Consider the following 16,344-nt stretch of genomic DNA (forward strand, 5'->3'; position numbering starts at 1 on the left):
GAGGGGGCCTGCGGGGTGGCATTTACGCGCGCCGTACCCGGAATTGACCCCACCCGTCTCGCGCCTTTGGCGCGATCCACCCTCTCCTTGAGGGGAGGGATCAAGCCAAGTCAACTGCGCCGACTTGAATGCATAATGCTGTGGGCTCGCTGGCAATCCCTGGGATCTCAAGCGATCTGAGCGGAGCGTCCGGAAGGCGGAGCCGCCCCCACCTTTAACCCCTCCCCGCACAAGCGGGGGGAGGGGAATTGCATTCAGCGCTCCTCCAAGAACCGCCGCAGCGCCCGGCCGACGTTCTCGATGTGGGCGCGCAGCAATTCACAGGCATCGTCGATGCGCCCCGCGCGGCAGAGGTGCACGAGCTCGGCGTGCTCGGCCTCGGCCCGTTCCATGCCGCCGGTCAAGGACAGTTGCAGACGCGTGTGGCGGTCGCAGTCCTGCAGGAGGTTGGCGACGATGCCGGCGGTGCGCGGCTTTTCGGCACGGCTGTAGAGCAAGAGGTGGAACGCGCGGTTGAGCTCGCCCCAGCGGCTGACGTGCCGGGCGCGCAATTCGTCGCTGTATTCCTCCAGGATGCGGTCGAGGCGGGCGTAGTCGTCGTCCGACAGCTGCGGGGCAGAGGCGGCGAGGAGGCGCGGCTCGAGGAGGAGGCGCAGTTCGAACAGCTCCTCGATCTCGGCGAGCGACAGTTCCGGCACCACGGCGCCGCGGTGCGGATGGATCTTTACGAGCCCCTCGGCCTCGAGCTGCATCAGCGCCTCGCGCACGGGAATGCGGCTGACGGCGAACTCGGTGGCGAGCGCATCCTGCCTGAGCTGGCTGCCGGCCGGCACCTCCCCGTCGAGGATGCGCCGGCGCAGCTCGGCGGCGACGGCGGCCGAGATGGTGCGGTGCTGAACCGTCTTGCGGAGCGGAGAGGTGAGGGGGGTGCCGTCCATCGGGGTCCCGGTGTGCGCTTGACAGCATGAATTTTATACAATCTACAATTCATGGCAATCTCACCCTCCGGAGAACGGCCATGGCAGCGCGCATCGGCTGGGAAGGCGTCTTCCCTGCAGTCACCACGCAGTTCCGCGCGGATTTCAGCCTCGACATCGAGGCGACCCACAAGGTGATGGCCGGGCTGATCGACGACGGCGTTTCCGGCCTCATCGTCTGCGGCACCGTAGGCGAGAACACCTCGCTCTCGCGGCCCGAGAAGGTAGCGGTGATGGAGGCGGCGAAGGATGTCGCCCAAGGGCGCGTGCCGGTCATCGCCGGCATCGCCGAGTTCACCACCACCTTCGCCGCCGAGACGGCGCGGGAGGCGGCGCGGGTCGGGCTCGACGGCATCATGGTGATGCCGGCGCTCGTTTATTCGGCCAAGCCCCACGAAACAGCGGCGCATTTCCGCGGCGTCGCCGGGGCCACCGACCTGCCGGTGATGGTCTACAACAACCCGCCGATCTACAAGAACGACGTCACGCCCGACATCCTCGCTTCGCTCGCCGATTGCGACACCATCGTCTGCATCAAGGATTCCTCCGGCGACACGCGCCGCTTCACCGACATGCGCAACATGGTGGGCGAGCGCTTCGTGCTCTTCGCCGGGCTCGACGACGTGGTGGTGGAGAGCGTGATGCTGGGGGCCGCCGGCTGGGTGTCGGGCATGTCGAATGCCTTTCCCCGCGAGGGCGAGACGCTGTTTCGCCTCGCGCGCGCCGGGCGCTTCGAGGAGCTGCGGCCGCTTTACGACTGGTTCATGCCGCTGCTCCATCTCGATGCGCGGCCCGACCTCGTCCAGTGCATCAAGCTGTGCGAGGAGATCATGGGTCGCGGCTCCGCCCTGACGCGCCCGCCGCGGCTGCCGCTCACGGGCGAGGAGCGCCGGGCGGTCGAGGACGTCATGCAAAAGGCGCTCGCCACGCGCCCGGCGCTGCCGGACGTCGGGCTGAAGAGCGCGGCCTGACGAATGAGGGCGGATCATGGCGCGCCACACCTTCTTCTGCATCGACGGGCACACCTGCGGCAATCCGGTCCGGGTCGTCGCCGGCGGCAGCATCCCGCGGCTCGAGGGCGAGACCATGTTCGCCCGCCGGCAGCATTTCCTTGCCGAATACGACTTCATCCGCACCGGCCTCATGTTCGAGCCGCGCGGGCACGACATGATGTCGGGCGCGATCCTCTATCCGCCGACGCGGGAAGACTGCGACGTCAGCATCCTCTTCATCGAGACCTCCGGCTGCCTGCCCATGTGCGGCCACGGCACCATCGGCACGGTGACGATCGCGCTCGAGAACGGGCTCGTCCGCCCGAAGACGCCGGGCGTGCTGAGGCTCGACACGCCGGCGGGGCTCGTCGAGGCGCGCTATGTCGAGAACGGGCCGTTCATCGAGCGCGTGCGCATCACCAACGTGCCGTCCTTCCTCCTCGGCACGGGCTATGACGTTGCGGTGGAGGGGCTCGGGCCGCTCAGGGTGGACGTCGCCTACGGCGGCAATTTCTACGCCATCGTCGAGCCGCAGGAGGGCTACGGCGATCTTGCCGAGGTGAACCCCTCCGACATCCTGCGCTGGAGCCCAAAGCTCAGGCAGGATTTCAACGCCCGCCACCGTATCGCCCATCCCGAGAACCCGGCCATCGACCGGCTGACCCATGTCATGTGGACGGGCCGGCCGAAGACGCAGGAGGGAACCGCGCGCAACGCCGTGTTCTACGGCGACAAGGCCATTGACCGCTCGCCCTGCGGCACCGGCACGTCGGCGCGCATGGCGCAGCTCGCGGCGCGCGGGGCCCTACGCGAAGGGGATGTCTTCGTCCATGAAAGCATCATCGGCTCGACCTTCTCCGGCCGCATCGAGGCATGGGCGAAGGTCGGCGGGCACGATGCGATCATCCCCTCCATCGAGGGCTGGGCGCGCGTCACCGGCTTCAACACCATCGTCATCGACGACCGTGATCCCTTCGCCCACGGCCTCCAGGTGGTCGACGGCATCGGCTGAGACAGGGGGCATCCCGGCGGGCTGCCCTTGCGTGGCCGGGGCGGGATGCCTAGCTTGGCGCCCATGCTTCGCCTCATGCTCCTTCGTCACGCCAAATCCGCCTGGCCCGCCGGCGCCGCCGATCACGAACGGCCGCTCGCGCCGCGCGGGCGCGAAGCCGCGCCGCTCATGGGGCGCTACCTTGCCGGCGAGCATCTGGTGCCCGACCTCGCGATTGTCTCGACGTCGAAGCGCACGCAGGAGACATGGGCCCTCGTCGCGCCCGCCTTCGCCGAGGAGGTGCCGAAACGCGACGAACGGCGCATCTACGAGGCGAAGACGGACGCCATCCTCGCCGCCATCCGCTCGACCGGGCCGGACGTGCGCACGCTGCTCGTCATCGGTCACAACCCGGGCTTTGCCGATCTCGCGACGCGGCTCGTCGGCCACGGCGACCGCTATGCCTTTGCCCGCCTGCGCCAGAAATATCCGACGGCGGGGCTCGCCGTGATCGATTTCGACGTCGCGTCCTGGGCCGACTTGGCCGAGCACGGCGGGCGGCTCGACCGCTTCGTCACGCCGAAGATGATCGGGGGCGAGGATGAGGACTGAGGCCGGCACGGACGCGGAGCGCGCCTGATGCCGCCGTCCTTCCTCGACGGCACGGTCGATGCGCTGAAGAGCCTCGCCGAATATGCGGCCGGCGCGGTGCGGCCGACGCTGCGCCTCGGCGTCACCGGCCTCGCGCGCTCGGGCAAGACCGTCTTCACCACGGCGCTAGTGCATCACCTCACCGGCGTAACGCCCATGCCCGTGTTCCGTGCCTCGTCCGAGGGCCGCATCCGCCGCGCGCGGCTCGCACCGCAGCCGGACGATACGGTGCCGCGCTTCGCTTACGAGGACCATCTTGCGGCGCTGACGGGCCCCGGCCGGCAATGGCCGCAGTCGACCAACCGCATCGCCGAGCTGCGCGTCGAGATCGACTACGAGCGCCGGCCCGGCTGGCGGTCCGGCCCGGCGACGCTCGCGCTCGACATCGTCGACTATCCCGGCGAGTGGCTGCTCGACCTCGGCCTGCTCGACCTCTCCTATGCCGAATGGTCGCGCGCGACGCTGGAGGAGAGCCGGCGGCCGGAGCGGGCGCCGCTTGCGGCCGCCTGGCACGCGCATCTGGCGACGCTCGCGCCCGACAAGCCGGCCGTCGAGGCGGAGATGGTGGCCGCGAGCGACCTCTTCAAACAGTACCTCTCGGCGCTCCGCGCCGGCCCCGAGGCGGTGGCGACGACCCCGCCGGGCCGCTTCCTGATGCCCGGCGACCTTGCCGGCTCGCCGGCGCTGACCTTCGCGCCGCTCGACGTCAGGCCCGGCGCACCGCACGCGCCGGCGAGCCTCGCGAGCCAGATGGAGCGGCGCTTCGAGGCCTACAAGAACCATGTGGCGCGGCCTTTCTTCCGGGAGCATTTCTCGCGGCTCGACCGCCAGATCGTGCTCGTCGACGTGCTGGCGGCGCTCGATGCCGGGGCGCGGGCGGTCGGCGAGCTCGAAGGCGCGCTCGACCAGGTGCTCGGCGCCTTCCGGGCCGGCCGCAACACGCTCGTCAGCAGCCTCTTCGCCCCGCGCATCGACAAGGTGCTCTTCGCCGCCACGAAGGCCGACCATCTGCATCGCAGCGACCATGCGCGGCTCGACGCCATCCTGCGGCTCCTCGTCGAGCGCGCCATCCGCCGCTCGGAAGGGGCAGGGGCGCGCGTCGACACGCTGGCGCTCGCCTCGGTGCGGGCGACGCGCGAGGCAAGCGTGCGCGAGGGCGGCGAGCGGCTGCCAGCCATCGTCGGCGTGCCGTGCGCGGGCGAGCGCGTGGGCAACGAGGTCTTCGACGGCGAGGGCGAGGCGGCCATTTTCCCCGGCGAACTGCCCGATGACCCGAAGGCGATCTTCTCCGGCGCCGTCGTTCCCGGCAGCCTGCGCTTCCCGCGCTTCCGCCCGCCGCTCAGAGTGCCGGATGCCGCCGGCCGCATGCCGCCGCTGCCGCACATCCGCCTCGACCGGGCGCTCGAATTCCTCATCGGCGATCGATTGGCCTGACGACATGAGCAAGGGACCGCGCGCCTTCCGCCTCGACGAAATGCCGCCCGACCGGGAGCGGCAGACGATCGAGCTTTCGCCCGGCATCGTCGTCGAGCACGAGCCGGAGGAGGCCATCGCCGATGAGGAGGCGGTGACGGCACGCCCGCCGCGGCGCCGGCGCCTGCCATGGCTCGGCATGCTGCTCTCCGCGCTCGGCGGGCTGCTGCTGCTCGCGCTGGGGCTCGGCGTCGAGCGGCTCGTGCGCGATCTCATGGCGAGCTACCCGGCCCTCGGCTGGTTCGCCCTCGCGCTGGCAGCGCTGGCGCTCGCCGGCCTCCTCGGTATCGTCGTGCGCGAAATGCTCGGCATGCTGCGCGAGCGGCGCATCGAGGGGCTGCAGAAAGAGGCCGCGCGCATCCTCGCCGACAAGGACGAGGTGGGAGCGCGCAAGCTCGTCGCCGATGTCGCCGCCCTCTATGCCCGGAGGCCGGAGACGGCGCGCGCCCGGGGGCGCCTCGCCGATCTCGGAGATGCCGTGATCGACGCGTCGGAGCTTCTCGGCCTTGCGGAGCGGGAACTGCTCGCGCCGCTCGACCGGCGGGCGCGAAGGCTGGTGGCGGAGACGGCGCAGCAGGTTTCGGTCGTCACCGCGCTCAGCCCCCGTGCCATCGTCGATGTCGCCTTCGTGCTCTATTCTGTCGCGGGGCTGATGCGCCGCATCGCGGCGCTTTATGGCGGGCGGCCGGGCACGCTCGGCTTCCTGCGCCTTGCCGGCAACGTGCTGTCGCATCTCACCGTGACGAGCGGCATCGCAATGGGCGACAGCCTGCTGCAGCAGGTGATGGGGCTCGGGCTCGCCGCGCGCGTCTCGGCCAAACTCGGCGAGGGTGTCGTCAACGGCCTCCTGACGGCGCGCGTCGGCCTTTCGGCCATCGCCGTCTGCCGCCCCCTGCCGTTCACAGCGCTCGAGCCGCCGGTCCTCGGGGACGTGGCCTCGAGCCTCTTCGACCGCTCGGCAGCGAAGCCTCCGGAAGGGCAGTAAGGGTCGCCGTCCGACGGCCGCCGGCGCAAGGCGCATTGACGTTGCGGGAACGATTTCCCACAACGGGCGCGGTTCGCAACGCCGATCGTGCAGCCTCCCCGCTGCGCCGGCGCGTGGCGGGGGCTGTGGACACCGATCTATGCTGTTCAATTCCTTTGCGTTTCTTCTGGCGTTCCTGCCGCTGGCGCTCGCCCTGCACTGGCTCGCCGAGCGATTCGCGCCGGCCGCCCGGCTGCCGCTGCTCCTCGTCCTGTCCTTCATCTTCTATGGCTACTGGGATGTGCGCTTCATCCCGCTCTTGGCACTGTCGATCCTTATCAACTGGGTGATGGCGCAGCTCTTCGTCAGGACCCGCCTCGCCACGCTCATCGTCGCGGCCATCGCCGCCAACCTGACGGTGCTCGGCATCTTCAAATATGCGGCCTTCTTCGCCGATCTCGCCAATGCGGCGGCGGACCTCGGCCTGCCGCGCTACGAGTTCGCGCTGCCGCTCGGCATCTCCTTCTTCACCTTTCATCACGTGATGTATCTGGTCGATCTGAGGGCCGGGCGGGCGCCGCGGTTCGACCTCATCCGCTACGGTCTCTACATCGGCTTCTTCCCGCAGGTGCTGGCCGGACCGCTGGTGCGCTGGACCGAGCTGATGCACCAGCTCGACGAGCGGCCCTATCTGCGCACCGATGCCGCCCAGCGTTTCGCGCAGGGGCTGATGCTGCTCACCGTCGGGCTTGCGAAGAAGGTGCTGATCGGCGATCCGCTCGCGGGCTACGCCAATCCCGTCTTCGAGGCTGCCGCGAACGGCGGCGCGCTCACGACGCTGCAGGCCTGGCAGGGCACGCTCGCCTTCACCTTCCAGATCTATTTCGACTTCTCCGGCTACACCGACATGGCGCTCGGCATCGCGCTGATGTTCGGCGTCGTGCTGCCCCAGAACTTCGAGGTGCCCTACCGCGCCGTCTCGCTGCAGGATTTCTGGCGGCGCTGGCACATGACGCTGTCGCGCTTCCTGCGCGACTATCTCTACATCCCGCTCGGCGGCAACCGGCATGGCCTGTCCATCCAGCTCTTCGCGCTGTTCGCCACCATGACGCTCGGCGGCCTGTGGCACGGGGCCGGCCTCACCTTCATCTTCTGGGGCATCGCCCACGGCCTCGGCCTTTGCGCGGGCATTCTCTGGCGGCGCACGGGCGTCGTCATGCCGGCCGTGCTCGGCTGGGCGCTGACCTTCCTGTTCGTGGCGCTGACGTGGGTGCTATTCCGCGCCACCAGTTTCGACGCGGCGATGCGGCTCTATGAGGCGATGTTCGGCTTCGCCCCCTTCGGCTCGGGCTTCAAATGGCGTGCGCTGGTGATCGCGGCGCTCGTCGCCATGATCGGGCCCACCGCCTGGGCGGCCGTTCACCGCCTGCCGCCCAACCGCTGGCTCGCTGTGGCCTTCGCCCTCCTTTTCGTGGTCATCCTTCTCAAGATCGGCGACGATGCCAACTACGAGTTCATCTACTTCCAGTTCTGAGGCGGGCGATGCGGCGCCGTGGCGCCGCTTCGCCGCGACCTTCGTCGGGGCCGCGGTCCTGACCGTCGGCATCGTGCTCGGCGCGGTCGTCGTGCTCGATCCGTATGACACGGGGCGCGGCCCGGTCGACTGGGGCGTCGGCGTCTCTCCCCAGGGGCCGCGCACGGCCAATGCGAGCCGGGGCCGCGACCCGTCCTTCAATGCCGCCGTCATCGGCAATTCGCACGTCCAGCTTCTCTCGCCCGAGCGGCTGTCGGCCGGGACGGGGCTGTCCTTCGTCTCGCTGATCGTGCCGGGCACCGGCGCGCGCGAGCAGGTCGCCATGCTCGACTGGTTCGTCAGGCATCACGAGGGAACGGCGCGGGCGGTCGTGCTCGGCATCGACGAGTTCTGGTGCGAGGGCGATCCCGCGCTGCCGCTGCGCCATCCCTTTCCGTTCTGGCTCTACGACGCGGACGTCCTGTCCCACCTCAAGGGGCTGCCGCGCTTCGACGTCGTGGAACGCCTCGGCGAACGCGTGGCCTTCCTCGCCGGCTACGGCGAGCGGGCGCGGCCGGACGGCTACTGGGACTACGCGCCGGAATATCTCGGCATGGGCTATGACGGGCCCGACAAGGTGAAGGACCTGTCCGTGCCGCGGCCGACCATGCAGGCAGACCCCACGGGACGGTTCCCGGCGGCCGTGCTGTTGCGGGAGGTTCTTGCAGGGCTGCCGCCCGATCTCGTCGTCGTCCTCATCTCGCCGCCGGTCTTCATCGCCGGGCTGCCGGCCGCCGGCAGCGAGGCGGCGGCCAACGAGGGCCGCTGCATGGCGGCCTTCGCGGCCCTCGCGGCCGGGCGCCCGCGGACCGCGTGGCTCGACTGGCGCAGCGACAGGCCGGAGAATCGCGACCCGGCCAACTTCTTCGACAAGACCCACTATCGGGCGTCGCTGGCGCACGAAGTCGAGCGGGCTGCCGCGCAAGCGGTGAGCAAAATGACAGCGGCCGAGTGAGAAGGCAGGCCCTCCGCATGGTGTCATCTCGAAAAACGGGCCAAGTCGCAAAAGTTCGACAAAAGGAGAGTGTCAAACCGCGTTGTCGGGGCTGGTGCGGACCGCTATATAGGCGCCACTCCGGGGAATGCCTCGGGCTGGTCATGGGATGAGAGCAGAAGCCACGCATGCCTGAAATCGAACTCGAGGAAGGCTACCGGCCATCTGAAGACGAGCCTTTCATGAACGAGCGGCAGCGGGACTATTTCCGCCGGAAGCTCAATGCCTGGAAGGACGAGATTCTACGAGAGAGCCGCGAGACGCTGGCGGCATTGCAGAACGAGAGTGAGAACCACCCCGACATTGCCGACCGTGCCTCGTCCGAGACGGATCGCGCCATCGAGCTTCGGGCGCGCGACCGGCAGCGCAAGCTGATCGCCAAGATCGACGCGGCGCTGCAGCGCATCGAGGACGGCACCTACGGCTATTGCGAGGAGACGGGTGAGCCCATCTCCCTGCGGCGTCTGGAAGCGCGGCCGATCGCCACCTTGTCGCTCGAGGCGCAGGAGCGGCACGAGCGCAACGAGCGCGTCTACCGCGACGACTGACGGTCATTGCAGCGTTGTTATCGCGACGGCGGCGCGGGCTGTCAGGGGGCCGCGCCGTCCGCCTTTCTGAGCTCCATGAAGCGTGCCTGGTTGTCGGCGACAACATTGCCGTAGGTCGCCGCCCAGCGGGCGAGCGCGTCGAGCACGGGATCGAGCGACCAGCCGAGTTGCGTCAGCGTGTACTCCACCTTGGGCGGCACGACCGGATAGACCTTGCGCAGGACAAGGCCGGCGGCCTCCATCTCGCGCAGCTGTTTCGTCAATTCCTTCTGCGTGATGCCTGGAATGGCGCGGGCGAGCTGCGTGAAGCGCAGCGGCTCGCCCTTCGCCCGCACCAGTTCCACGAACACCGGCACCGCCCATTTGTTGGCGATGACATCGAGCGTGCTGCGGATGCGACGATGGCAGGTGCAGGGGCCGAGATCTTCGCGCAGGAAGGCGGCACTGGCGCCGCGATGGCCGATAGTATCCATCTGGTATGTATAGCACGAAAAGCTGCCTTCTTGCATATCGAAATCAGCAGGGCCATACCGGCTTCCCCAACTGGAGGAACCCGATGATCACCCTTCACTATGCGCCCGGCGCCTGTTCCATCGCGGCCCATATCGTCCTCGAGGAAATCGGCCAGCCGTTCGAGGCGCGACCGGTCTCTCTGCGCAAGGGCCAGCAGTACGAGCCCGCCTACCTCGCCATCAATCCGCGCGGCAAGGTGCCGGCCCTGAGCACCGCCGAGGGCATCGTGACGGAGAATGTCGCGATCCTCACCTACCTCGCCGATCTTGCCCCGGAGAAGGGGCTCCTGCCGCGCGACGGCTTTGCCCGCGCGCAGGCGCTTTCGTGGCTCGGCTTCCTGACGAGCGAGCTGCACGGCAGCTACGGGCCGCTCTTCGCGCCCCAGCGCTTCATCGACGGGGAAGAGGTGCAGGCCGCCCTCAAGGAGAAGGCACGCACCCGCCTTGCCGGCAACCTCGCGGATGTCGACGGCCGGCTCGCGGGCCGCGACTGGGCGCTCGGCGACTTCTCGGTTGTGGACGCCTATCTCTATCCCTTCTTCCACTGGGCGAAGACCTACATGGGCTTCGACATGACGCCCTACGCGAACTACTCCGCCCATCATGCCCGCATGCAGGCGCGGCCGTCCGTCCAGCGCGTCCTCGCCCGAGAACAGGCGGGCCAGGCGCTGCTCGACGCCGCCTGACGGCGGCAGGACCGGCAGGAAAGAAACGGCCCGGGTTTCCGTCCGGGCCGTTCCGCATTCCGCCTTATAAGCGCCGTCTACTTGTCCTTCGCCGGCTCGCCGCGGCCGAGCAGACGGGCGAACTCCGCCTCGATACTCTCCACCGAGAACGGATCGGGCCTGTCGCTGTCCGGCTTTGGCGCAGGCCGCTCCGCCGGCGTCACCGCGAGCGGCGCGGCGCTCTTCGCCGGCGCCTGTGGCAGAGGCTCGCCGGGATTCGTCACGGGAAGAGCCGCCCCGTCCGGCCGCGCCTCGGGGGGCCTGGGAGGCTCCTGGCGGGGCGGCTCGGGCGGTGGCGAGATCGGACGGGCCGGGCCGGGCGCAGACATGACGGGCACCTGCGATGAGGTCTGCGGCGTGCCCGGCGCCTTGGCAGCGGCCGGTGGCGGTGCGCTGCCGGCGGGCCTGTCCTCACGACGCATCGACCAGGCGTTGGCCGGTCGGGCGGAAGCCGCTATGCCGCCGCTGGCCGGTCCGCCGGTCGATGTCGGGGCCGGGGCGACGCGCGGCGCAGCCGGCGGCGCTGCAGCCGGTGCTGCCGGGCGCGGACCGAAGGTGTTCGCGGGCGGAACGGCTGGGGTCTCCGGCCGGGCCGGTGGCACCGCTTTCGTCAGTTCCCGTGCCAGCTCTTCGGCGAGTTGGGCGGAAAGGTCGGGAGCGGGCGCCTGCTGGGAGGTCGCGGGGGCCTGCGGCCGGGGCGGCCCGGCGGCTTCCCGCACGGCCGGACGCGGCGCTGCCGGGGGCGGCGTTGGTGTTGCAGGCTGGGCCGTGGCGGTGCTCGATGGCCGGGCAGCCGAGAAGGGACGTTTCAGAGCCTCCTCGAGTTGACGGGCCATCGAGGATAGAGCGTTGTCCTCGGCGGGCTTGACCGGTGCAGGAGGAGCCTCCCCGACCGGTTCTGCAGGGGGCTCGCTGCGCGCGGCGGCGGGCGCGCCGGCGCTGGCTGCAGTCGTCGGTGCCGGGGCCATCGGGGGCGGAACGGGTCTGGCGGACTGCGCGGCAGGCGCCGGCGGGAAAGGCGGGGGTACCGGCATCACGGGAGCCGTCGGTGCGGCCGGCGCAGGTCCCGGGGTCTGAACAGGCGAAACGTGGGCCGGCTGGCGGGGCTCGTCGCGTTCATCGTCGTCGAAACTGTCGCGCGGCTCGACCGCGGCCGGGCGCAGGGACGGCTGCGGCTCCAGGCCGGGAATGACGGGCGCGACCGTCGCCTCGAAGCCTGGCAGCGGCGCACCCGCGCGCGCCGCGCCGCGGATGATGCTGCCCTCGATCAGCACGTCCGTCGGCCCGCCGATCATCACGAGGTGCTCGACATTGTCGCGCCGGACGAGAACGAGCTGGCGCTGGCGGTCGAGATCGAAGACGTCGACGATGCCGAGCCGCGGCTGGCGGGCACGCGGAGAGGAGGAGCCAGCGACGCGACTGCGCCCGGCGGTGGCCCGCCGAACGGCGAGCGCCACCAGCGCCACCACGCCGAAGATGATCGCGAAAGCGATGAGATATTGGCCTGCGTTCGAGATTTCCATGCCGAACAACATGCGCGTGGCATGTTTCCCAAGTCATTCCACCACCGGACCCCTCCGGCAGTATCCCACATGGCGCGCAGCGTAAAGCGCTTTGCCGCAAAGGTTAATGCCGGAACAGCGCCAATGGCCTCAGAAATACGTCATTTCAACGGCATTTACGGTTCGTTTACCATGAGGGCGGCAATTTTTTCCGCCCCGCGGGGGGCGGACAGGAGCTGGCCATGGCGCGCCGCTCGCCTCGGTGTGCCAGAAGGCAGATGCCTGCGGCGTGGATCATCCATGTCTTGCGGCAATTGGGTCTCGGGACAGGCGCGAGAATCTGTCATTAGTCATGCACCAATCGCCTGAGGAGAGGCCGAAAGGCATGAGCGAGACGACCGCCGCGACCACGCTCGACCGCTCGGAACGGTCCGGCCATGCCGGGCTGCTGCTGCTGCTCGCCGGGCTCCTCGTCGCCGCCGTGCTGTCGTTGAGCCTCCTGTCGGACGAGAAGGCACAGATCTTCATCGTCGCCTTCCTGGCGATCCTCGCGGTCGCCGGCATCTTCTGCCTCTTCGGCCTTGCCGTCGGTGTCCTGCAGTTCGCCGGCCGTGTCGCGCGCAACGATCTTACCAAGCTGATGGCCGACACCGCGACCGAGGGCCTCATCGTCGTCGAGGGCGACGGGCGCGTGATCTATGCCAACGGCGCCTTCCTCACCCTGAGCGGCTGCCGCACGGCGGCGGAGGTGCGCACGGTCGAGCGGCTGTTCACCGGCGCGCCGGAGGTGTCGGAGGCGATCTACCGCCTGTCGCAGGCGGTGCGCGAGGGGCGGGCGGCCGGCGAGGAGATCCGCCTCGCGCCGGCGCTGAACGGGGCGGAGGCCGCCTGGTACCGTGTGCGCGTGCGCCCGCTCGCCCGCCCCGGCGGGCGCAAGGCCGCGCTCTGGACCATCGCCGACGTGACGCGCGAGCGTGAGCGCCAGGAAAACGTCTTCCAGGAGCTGCAGCATGCCATCGACTATCTCGACCACGCGCCGGCCGGGTTCCTGTCCATCGATCCGGCGGGCGAGATCGTCTACATGAACGCGACGCTCGCCGGCTGGCTCGACCACGACCTCGCGCAGGTTGGCTCCGGCGGCCTCAGCGTGGCCGACGTCGTGCCGCCGAACGCGGCGGCCCTGATCGGCGCCGTCACCGGCGGCCCCGGCGAGGTGCGCACGGAGATCATCGACGTCGACCTGCGCCGGCGTGGCGGCCAGTCGCTGCCCGTGCGGCTCTTCCACCGCGTCGCCTTTGGGGCCGACGGGCGGCCCGGCGCCTCGCGCACGCTCGTGCTCAACCGCTCGCCGGGCGAGGACGTGGCCGAGGGCCAGCGCGCCGCCGAAGTGCGCTTCGCCCGTTTCTTCAACGACACGCCCGTGGCGATCGCCGCCGTTGGCCGGCGCGGCGAGATCTTGCGCAGCAATGCCGCCTTTGCCCGCCTGTTCGGCGCGCCCGGCGAGCGCACCATCACCGGCGTCGTGGCTGAGCGGGATGAGGATGCGCTGGGCAATGCCCTCGCCGCGGCGGGGGAGGGGCGCGGCGACATCGTGCCGCTCGACGTTGCCATCCGGGGCGCCGAGGACCGCTCGGCCCGCATCTACGTCAGCGGCGTGGCGGATGCGGAGGGCGACGGCGAGGCCGCCATCGTCTACGCGCTCGAGACGACGGAGCAGCGGGCGCTCGAGGCGCAGTTCGCCCAGGCCCAGAAGATGCAGGCGGTGGGCCAGCTCGCCGGCGGCGTCGCGCACGACTTCAACAACGTGCTGCAGGCCATCATTGGCTATTCGGACCTGCTGCTCGCCAACCACCGGCCGACGGACCCGTCCTTCCAGGACATCATGCAGATCAAGCAGAATGCCAACCGGGCGGCGAGCCTGGTGCGGCAGCTGCTCGCCTTCTCGCGGCGGCAGACCCTGCGTCCGCAGGTCATCCAGCTTTCCGACAGCCTGTCCGATCTGTCGCTGCTGCTGAAGCGCCTCATCGGTGAGCGCATCGAGCTCGAACTGCGCCACGGGCGCGACATGTGGCTGACCAAGGCCGACGTCAACCAGTTCGAACAGGTGATCGTCAACCTCGCCGTCAACGCGCGCGATGCCATGCCGGACGGCGGCAAGCTGTCGATCCGCACGCAGAACGTGCCGGCGCAGGAGGTGGCGGCGTACGGCTACAAGGCGGTGCCCGAGGCCGACTATGTCCTGGTCGAGGTGTCCGATACGGGCACCGGCATCCCGCCGCATGTGCTCGACAAGATCTTCGAGCCCTTCTTCACGACCAAGGATGTCGGCAAGGGGACCGGCCTTGGCCTCTCCACCGTCTATGGAATCGTCAAGCAGACCGGCGGTTTCATCTTCTGCGACAGCACGGTTGGCGCAGGCACCACCTTCCGCATCTTCCTGCCGCGGCATGTGCCCGCGGAGCAGGAGGCGGCGCCCAAGGCTGGGGCAGCGAAGACGCTCGCGGCCGATCTCACGGGCCGCGGCACGATCCTGCTCGTCGAGGACGAGGAGGCGGTGCGCGCCTTCGGCGCCCGCGCGCTCACGTCGCGCGGCTACACCGTGCTCGAGGCAAGCTCCGGCACGGAGGCGATGGCCATCGTCGAGGGACTCGACCAGCCGGTCGACCTCGTCGTCTCGGACGTGGTGATGCCAGAGATGGACGGGCCGACCCTGCTGCGTGCGCTGCGCGAGCGCTTTCCGAGCCTCAAGATCATCTTCGTGTCGGGCTATGCGGAGGACGCCTTCAAGAAGAACCTGCCCGAGGGCGAGCAGTTCACCTTCCTGCCGAAACCCTTCAGCCTCAAGCAGCTCGTCGAGGCGGTCAAGACGCAGCTGAAATGACGGCGTCGCCGGGCCGGGAGCCCGGCGCGCGCGGTGCGAACAAAAAAAGAACTTGTGAACGGGAACAAAACAGGTACATTGACTGCGGCGCGCATTGAGAATCCTTCGCTTCCCGTGCATAAGGACGAGCATTCATGTCTCAGCCCACATTGCGACTCGTAGAAGGTAGTTCCATGGACAAGGCGAAAGCCCTCGATGCCGCGCTGTCACAGATCGAGCGCGCCTTCGGCAAAGGCTCGATCATGCGTCTCGGGCAGAACGACAAGGCGATCGAGATCGAGACGGTCTCGACCGGCTCGCTCGGGCTCGATATCGCCCTCGGCGTCGGCGGCCTGCCGCGCGGCCGGGTGATCGAGATCTACGGGCCGGAATCGTCGGGCAAGACGACGCTCGCCCTACATACCGTCGCCGAGGCGCAGAAGAAGGGCGGCGTCTGCGGCTTCATCGACGCCGAACATGCGCTCGACCCCGTCTATGCCCGCAAGCTGGGCGTCAAGCTCGACGACCTGCTCATCTCCCAGCCAGACACGGGCGAGCAGGCGCTCGAGATCGCCGACACGCTGGTGCGCTCCGGCGCCATCGACGTGCTGGTGGTCGATTCGGTGGCCGCGCTCACGCCGCGGGCCGAGATCGAGGGCGAGATGGGCGATATGCAGCCCGGCATGCAGGCGCGGCTCATGAGCCAGGCACTGCGCAAGCTCACGGCATCGATCTCGCGCTCGAACTGCATGGTGATCTTCATCAACCAGATCCGCATGAAGATCGGCGTGATGTACGGCAGCCCGGAGACGACGACCGGCGGCAATGCGCTCAAGTTCTATGCCTCGGTGCGCCTCGACATCCGCCGCGTCGGCTCCATCAAGGACCGCGACGAGGTGATCGGCAACACGACGCGCGTGAAGGTGGTGAAGAACAAGGTGGCGCCGCCGTTCAAGCAGGTCGAGTTCGACATCATGTACGGCGAGGGCGTGTCGAAGATGGGTGAGCTCATCGACCTCGGCGTCAAGGCGGGCATCGTGGAGAAGTCCGGTTCCTGGTTCTCCTACGACAGCCAGCGCCTTGGTCAGGGACGCGAAAACGCCAAGCAGTTCCTGCGCGACAATCCCGACGTGTCGGCGCGCATCGAGGCGGCCATCCGGCAGAATGCCGGCCTCCTCGCCGAACGTATCCTCGAGCATGTCGACCCGACGGCCGATGATCTCGACGAGGGCGAGGCCTGAGCCGGAGGCGGCCATCGCAAGGTCGAATGAAGACGGGGCCCGCGCGGCCCCGTTTCCATGTGGTCCTGTCTGGCGGCCTGTCTTCATGGGCAGCCTTGCCATCCTGGGGCCCGCGGAACCGCCCCTGGCCGGGCCGACTTCCTCTGCCGCAACGGATTCATCCTCTCGACAAGAGGTTGGCCCCTCTCTAGAAAACAGCGCTGAGTTCCCATTTTCCGGCTGCGGCTCCTGTTCCCGCATCCGGCTGAACGGGTGAGGGAGGGGCTCGGCCGGACCCCCGCAACCGCGGGAACGGGCGAGCCGGAACCGGCGGCCATGCGCCGCATATCGAACGAAGTGTG

At 69.3% G+C, this 16,344-nt stretch carries 14 protein-coding genes; 11 read left to right on the plus strand and 3 right to left on the minus strand.

Annotation, left to right across the window (positions count from 1 at the left end; all coding sequences use genetic code 11):
• Positions 1-254: 254 nt before the first annotated feature.
• Positions 255-938 carry a GntR family transcriptional regulator gene (locus tag P2T65_RS02780; protein ID WP_055457361.1) on the minus strand — a complete coding sequence of 228 codons (684 nt, stop codon included), beginning with the start codon at positions 936-938 and terminating at the stop codon, positions 255-257.
• 80 nt (positions 939-1,018) lie between these two features.
• Between P2T65_RS02780 and P2T65_RS02785 the strand changes: the two genes are divergently transcribed.
• The 8 genes from P2T65_RS02785 to dksA all read left to right on the plus strand — a co-directional run bounded on the left by P2T65_RS02785 (position 1,019) and on the right by dksA (position 9,163).
• Complete coding sequence (locus P2T65_RS02785; protein WP_063189158.1) at positions 1,019-1,948, plus strand: dihydrodipicolinate synthase family protein; 930 nt, start codon at positions 1,019-1,021, stop codon at positions 1,946-1,948.
• A gap of 16 nt (positions 1,949-1,964) precedes the next feature.
• Positions 1,965-2,981 (plus strand): 4-hydroxyproline epimerase, encoded by a 1,017-nt coding sequence (locus tag P2T65_RS02790; protein WP_071923982.1) that lies wholly within the window; start codon positions 1,965-1,967, stop codon positions 2,979-2,981.
• Positions 2,982-3,044: 63 nt separating this feature from the next.
• A complete protein-coding gene (locus P2T65_RS02795) occupies positions 3,045-3,572 on the plus strand; it encodes a histidine phosphatase family protein (RefSeq protein ID WP_276199187.1) in 528 nt (175 codons plus the stop codon).
• A gap of 27 nt (positions 3,573-3,599) precedes the next feature.
• Positions 3,600-5,045, plus strand: a complete 1,446-nt coding sequence (locus tag P2T65_RS02800; protein WP_276199144.1) for a YcjX family protein — start codon at positions 3,600-3,602, stop codon at positions 5,043-5,045.
• Positions 5,046-5,049: 4 nt separating this feature from the next.
• Entirely contained in the window at positions 5,050-6,069 is a 1,020-nt protein-coding gene (locus tag P2T65_RS02805) for a TIGR01620 family protein (RefSeq protein WP_276199145.1), read from the plus strand.
• 139 nt (positions 6,070-6,208) lie between these two features.
• Positions 6,209-7,582 (plus strand): MBOAT family O-acyltransferase, encoded by a 1,374-nt coding sequence (locus P2T65_RS02810; RefSeq protein ID WP_276199146.1) that lies wholly within the window; start codon positions 6,209-6,211, stop codon positions 7,580-7,582.
• The gene (locus P2T65_RS02815) at positions 7,548-8,576 is read left to right on the plus strand and encodes a hypothetical protein (protein WP_276199147.1); all 1,029 of its coding nucleotides are present in this window, start codon (positions 7,548-7,550) and stop codon (positions 8,574-8,576) included. Before P2T65_RS02810 ends, P2T65_RS02815 begins: the two co-directional genes overlap by 35 nt.
• A gap of 167 nt (positions 8,577-8,743) precedes the next feature.
• Entirely contained in the window at positions 8,744-9,163 is a 420-nt protein-coding gene (gene dksA / locus P2T65_RS02820) for an RNA polymerase-binding protein DksA (RefSeq protein WP_026015273.1), read from the plus strand.
• Positions 9,164-9,204: 41 nt separating this feature from the next.
• On the opposite strand, the gene P2T65_RS02825 is transcribed toward dksA, so the two are convergent.
• Positions 9,205-9,636 carry a helix-turn-helix domain-containing protein gene (locus tag P2T65_RS02825; RefSeq protein WP_276199148.1) on the minus strand — a complete coding sequence of 144 codons (432 nt, stop codon included), beginning with the start codon at positions 9,634-9,636 and terminating at the stop codon, positions 9,205-9,207.
• Positions 9,637-9,719: 83 nt separating this feature from the next.
• Here P2T65_RS02825 and P2T65_RS02830 point away from each other — a divergent pair, with 83 nt between their 5' ends.
• Positions 9,720-10,361 carry a glutathione S-transferase N-terminal domain-containing protein gene (locus P2T65_RS02830; RefSeq protein ID WP_276199149.1) on the plus strand — a complete coding sequence of 214 codons (642 nt, stop codon included), beginning with the start codon at positions 9,720-9,722 and terminating at the stop codon, positions 10,359-10,361.
• Positions 10,362-10,438: 77 nt separating this feature from the next.
• On the opposite strand, the gene P2T65_RS02835 is transcribed toward P2T65_RS02830, so the two are convergent.
• Positions 10,439-11,923 (minus strand): hypothetical protein, encoded by a 1,485-nt coding sequence (locus P2T65_RS02835; protein ID WP_276199150.1) that lies wholly within the window; start codon positions 11,921-11,923, stop codon positions 10,439-10,441.
• Between the two features lie 364 nt (positions 11,924-12,287).
• Here P2T65_RS02835 and P2T65_RS02840 point away from each other — a divergent pair, with 364 nt between their 5' ends.
• Entirely contained in the window at positions 12,288-14,783 is a 2,496-nt protein-coding gene (locus tag P2T65_RS02840; protein WP_055457351.1) for a response regulator, read from the plus strand.
• A gap of 134 nt (positions 14,784-14,917) precedes the next feature.
• Complete coding sequence (gene recA, locus P2T65_RS02845) at positions 14,918-16,003, plus strand: recombinase RecA (RefSeq protein ID WP_055457350.1); 1,086 nt, start codon at positions 14,918-14,920, stop codon at positions 16,001-16,003.
• The last annotated feature ends 341 nt before the right edge of the window (positions 16,004-16,344 follow it).

This window comes from Chelatococcus sp. XZ-Ab1, assembly GCF_029309855.1.
In the GTDB taxonomy this organism is placed as follows: Bacteria; Pseudomonadota; Alphaproteobacteria; order Rhizobiales; family Beijerinckiaceae; genus Chelatococcus_A; species Chelatococcus_A sambhunathii.

Coding starts and splice junctions, on each gene's coding strand:
- P2T65_RS02780 (WP_055457361.1), bottom strand. CDS start 938: ATGGACGGCACCCCCCTCACCTCTCCGCTCCGCAAGACGGTTCAGCAC.
- P2T65_RS02785 (WP_063189158.1), top strand. CDS start 1,019: ATGGCAGCGCGCATCGGCTGGGAAGGCGTCTTCCCTGCAGTCACCACG.
- P2T65_RS02790 (WP_071923982.1), top strand. CDS start 1,965: ATGGCGCGCCACACCTTCTTCTGCATCGACGGGCACACCTGCGGCAAT.
- P2T65_RS02795 (WP_276199187.1), top strand. CDS start 3,045: ATGCTTCGCCTCATGCTCCTTCGTCACGCCAAATCCGCCTGGCCCGCC.
- P2T65_RS02800 (WP_276199144.1), top strand. CDS start 3,600: ATGCCGCCGTCCTTCCTCGACGGCACGGTCGATGCGCTGAAGAGCCTC.
- P2T65_RS02805 (WP_276199145.1), top strand. CDS start 5,050: ATGAGCAAGGGACCGCGCGCCTTCCGCCTCGACGAAATGCCGCCCGAC.
- P2T65_RS02810 (WP_276199146.1), top strand. CDS start 6,209: ATGCTGTTCAATTCCTTTGCGTTTCTTCTGGCGTTCCTGCCGCTGGCG.
- P2T65_RS02815 (WP_276199147.1), top strand. CDS start 7,548: ATGCCAACTACGAGTTCATCTACTTCCAGTTCTGAGGCGGGCGATGCG.
- dksA (WP_026015273.1), top strand. CDS start 8,744: ATGCCTGAAATCGAACTCGAGGAAGGCTACCGGCCATCTGAAGACGAG.
- P2T65_RS02825 (WP_276199148.1), bottom strand. CDS start 9,636: ATGGATACTATCGGCCATCGCGGCGCCAGTGCCGCCTTCCTGCGCGAA.
- P2T65_RS02830 (WP_276199149.1), top strand. CDS start 9,720: ATGATCACCCTTCACTATGCGCCCGGCGCCTGTTCCATCGCGGCCCAT.
- P2T65_RS02835 (WP_276199150.1), bottom strand. CDS start 11,923: ATGGAAATCTCGAACGCAGGCCAATATCTCATCGCTTTCGCGATCATC.
- P2T65_RS02840 (WP_055457351.1), top strand. CDS start 12,288: ATGAGCGAGACGACCGCCGCGACCACGCTCGACCGCTCGGAACGGTCC.
- recA (WP_055457350.1), top strand. CDS start 14,918: ATGTCTCAGCCCACATTGCGACTCGTAGAAGGTAGTTCCATGGACAAG.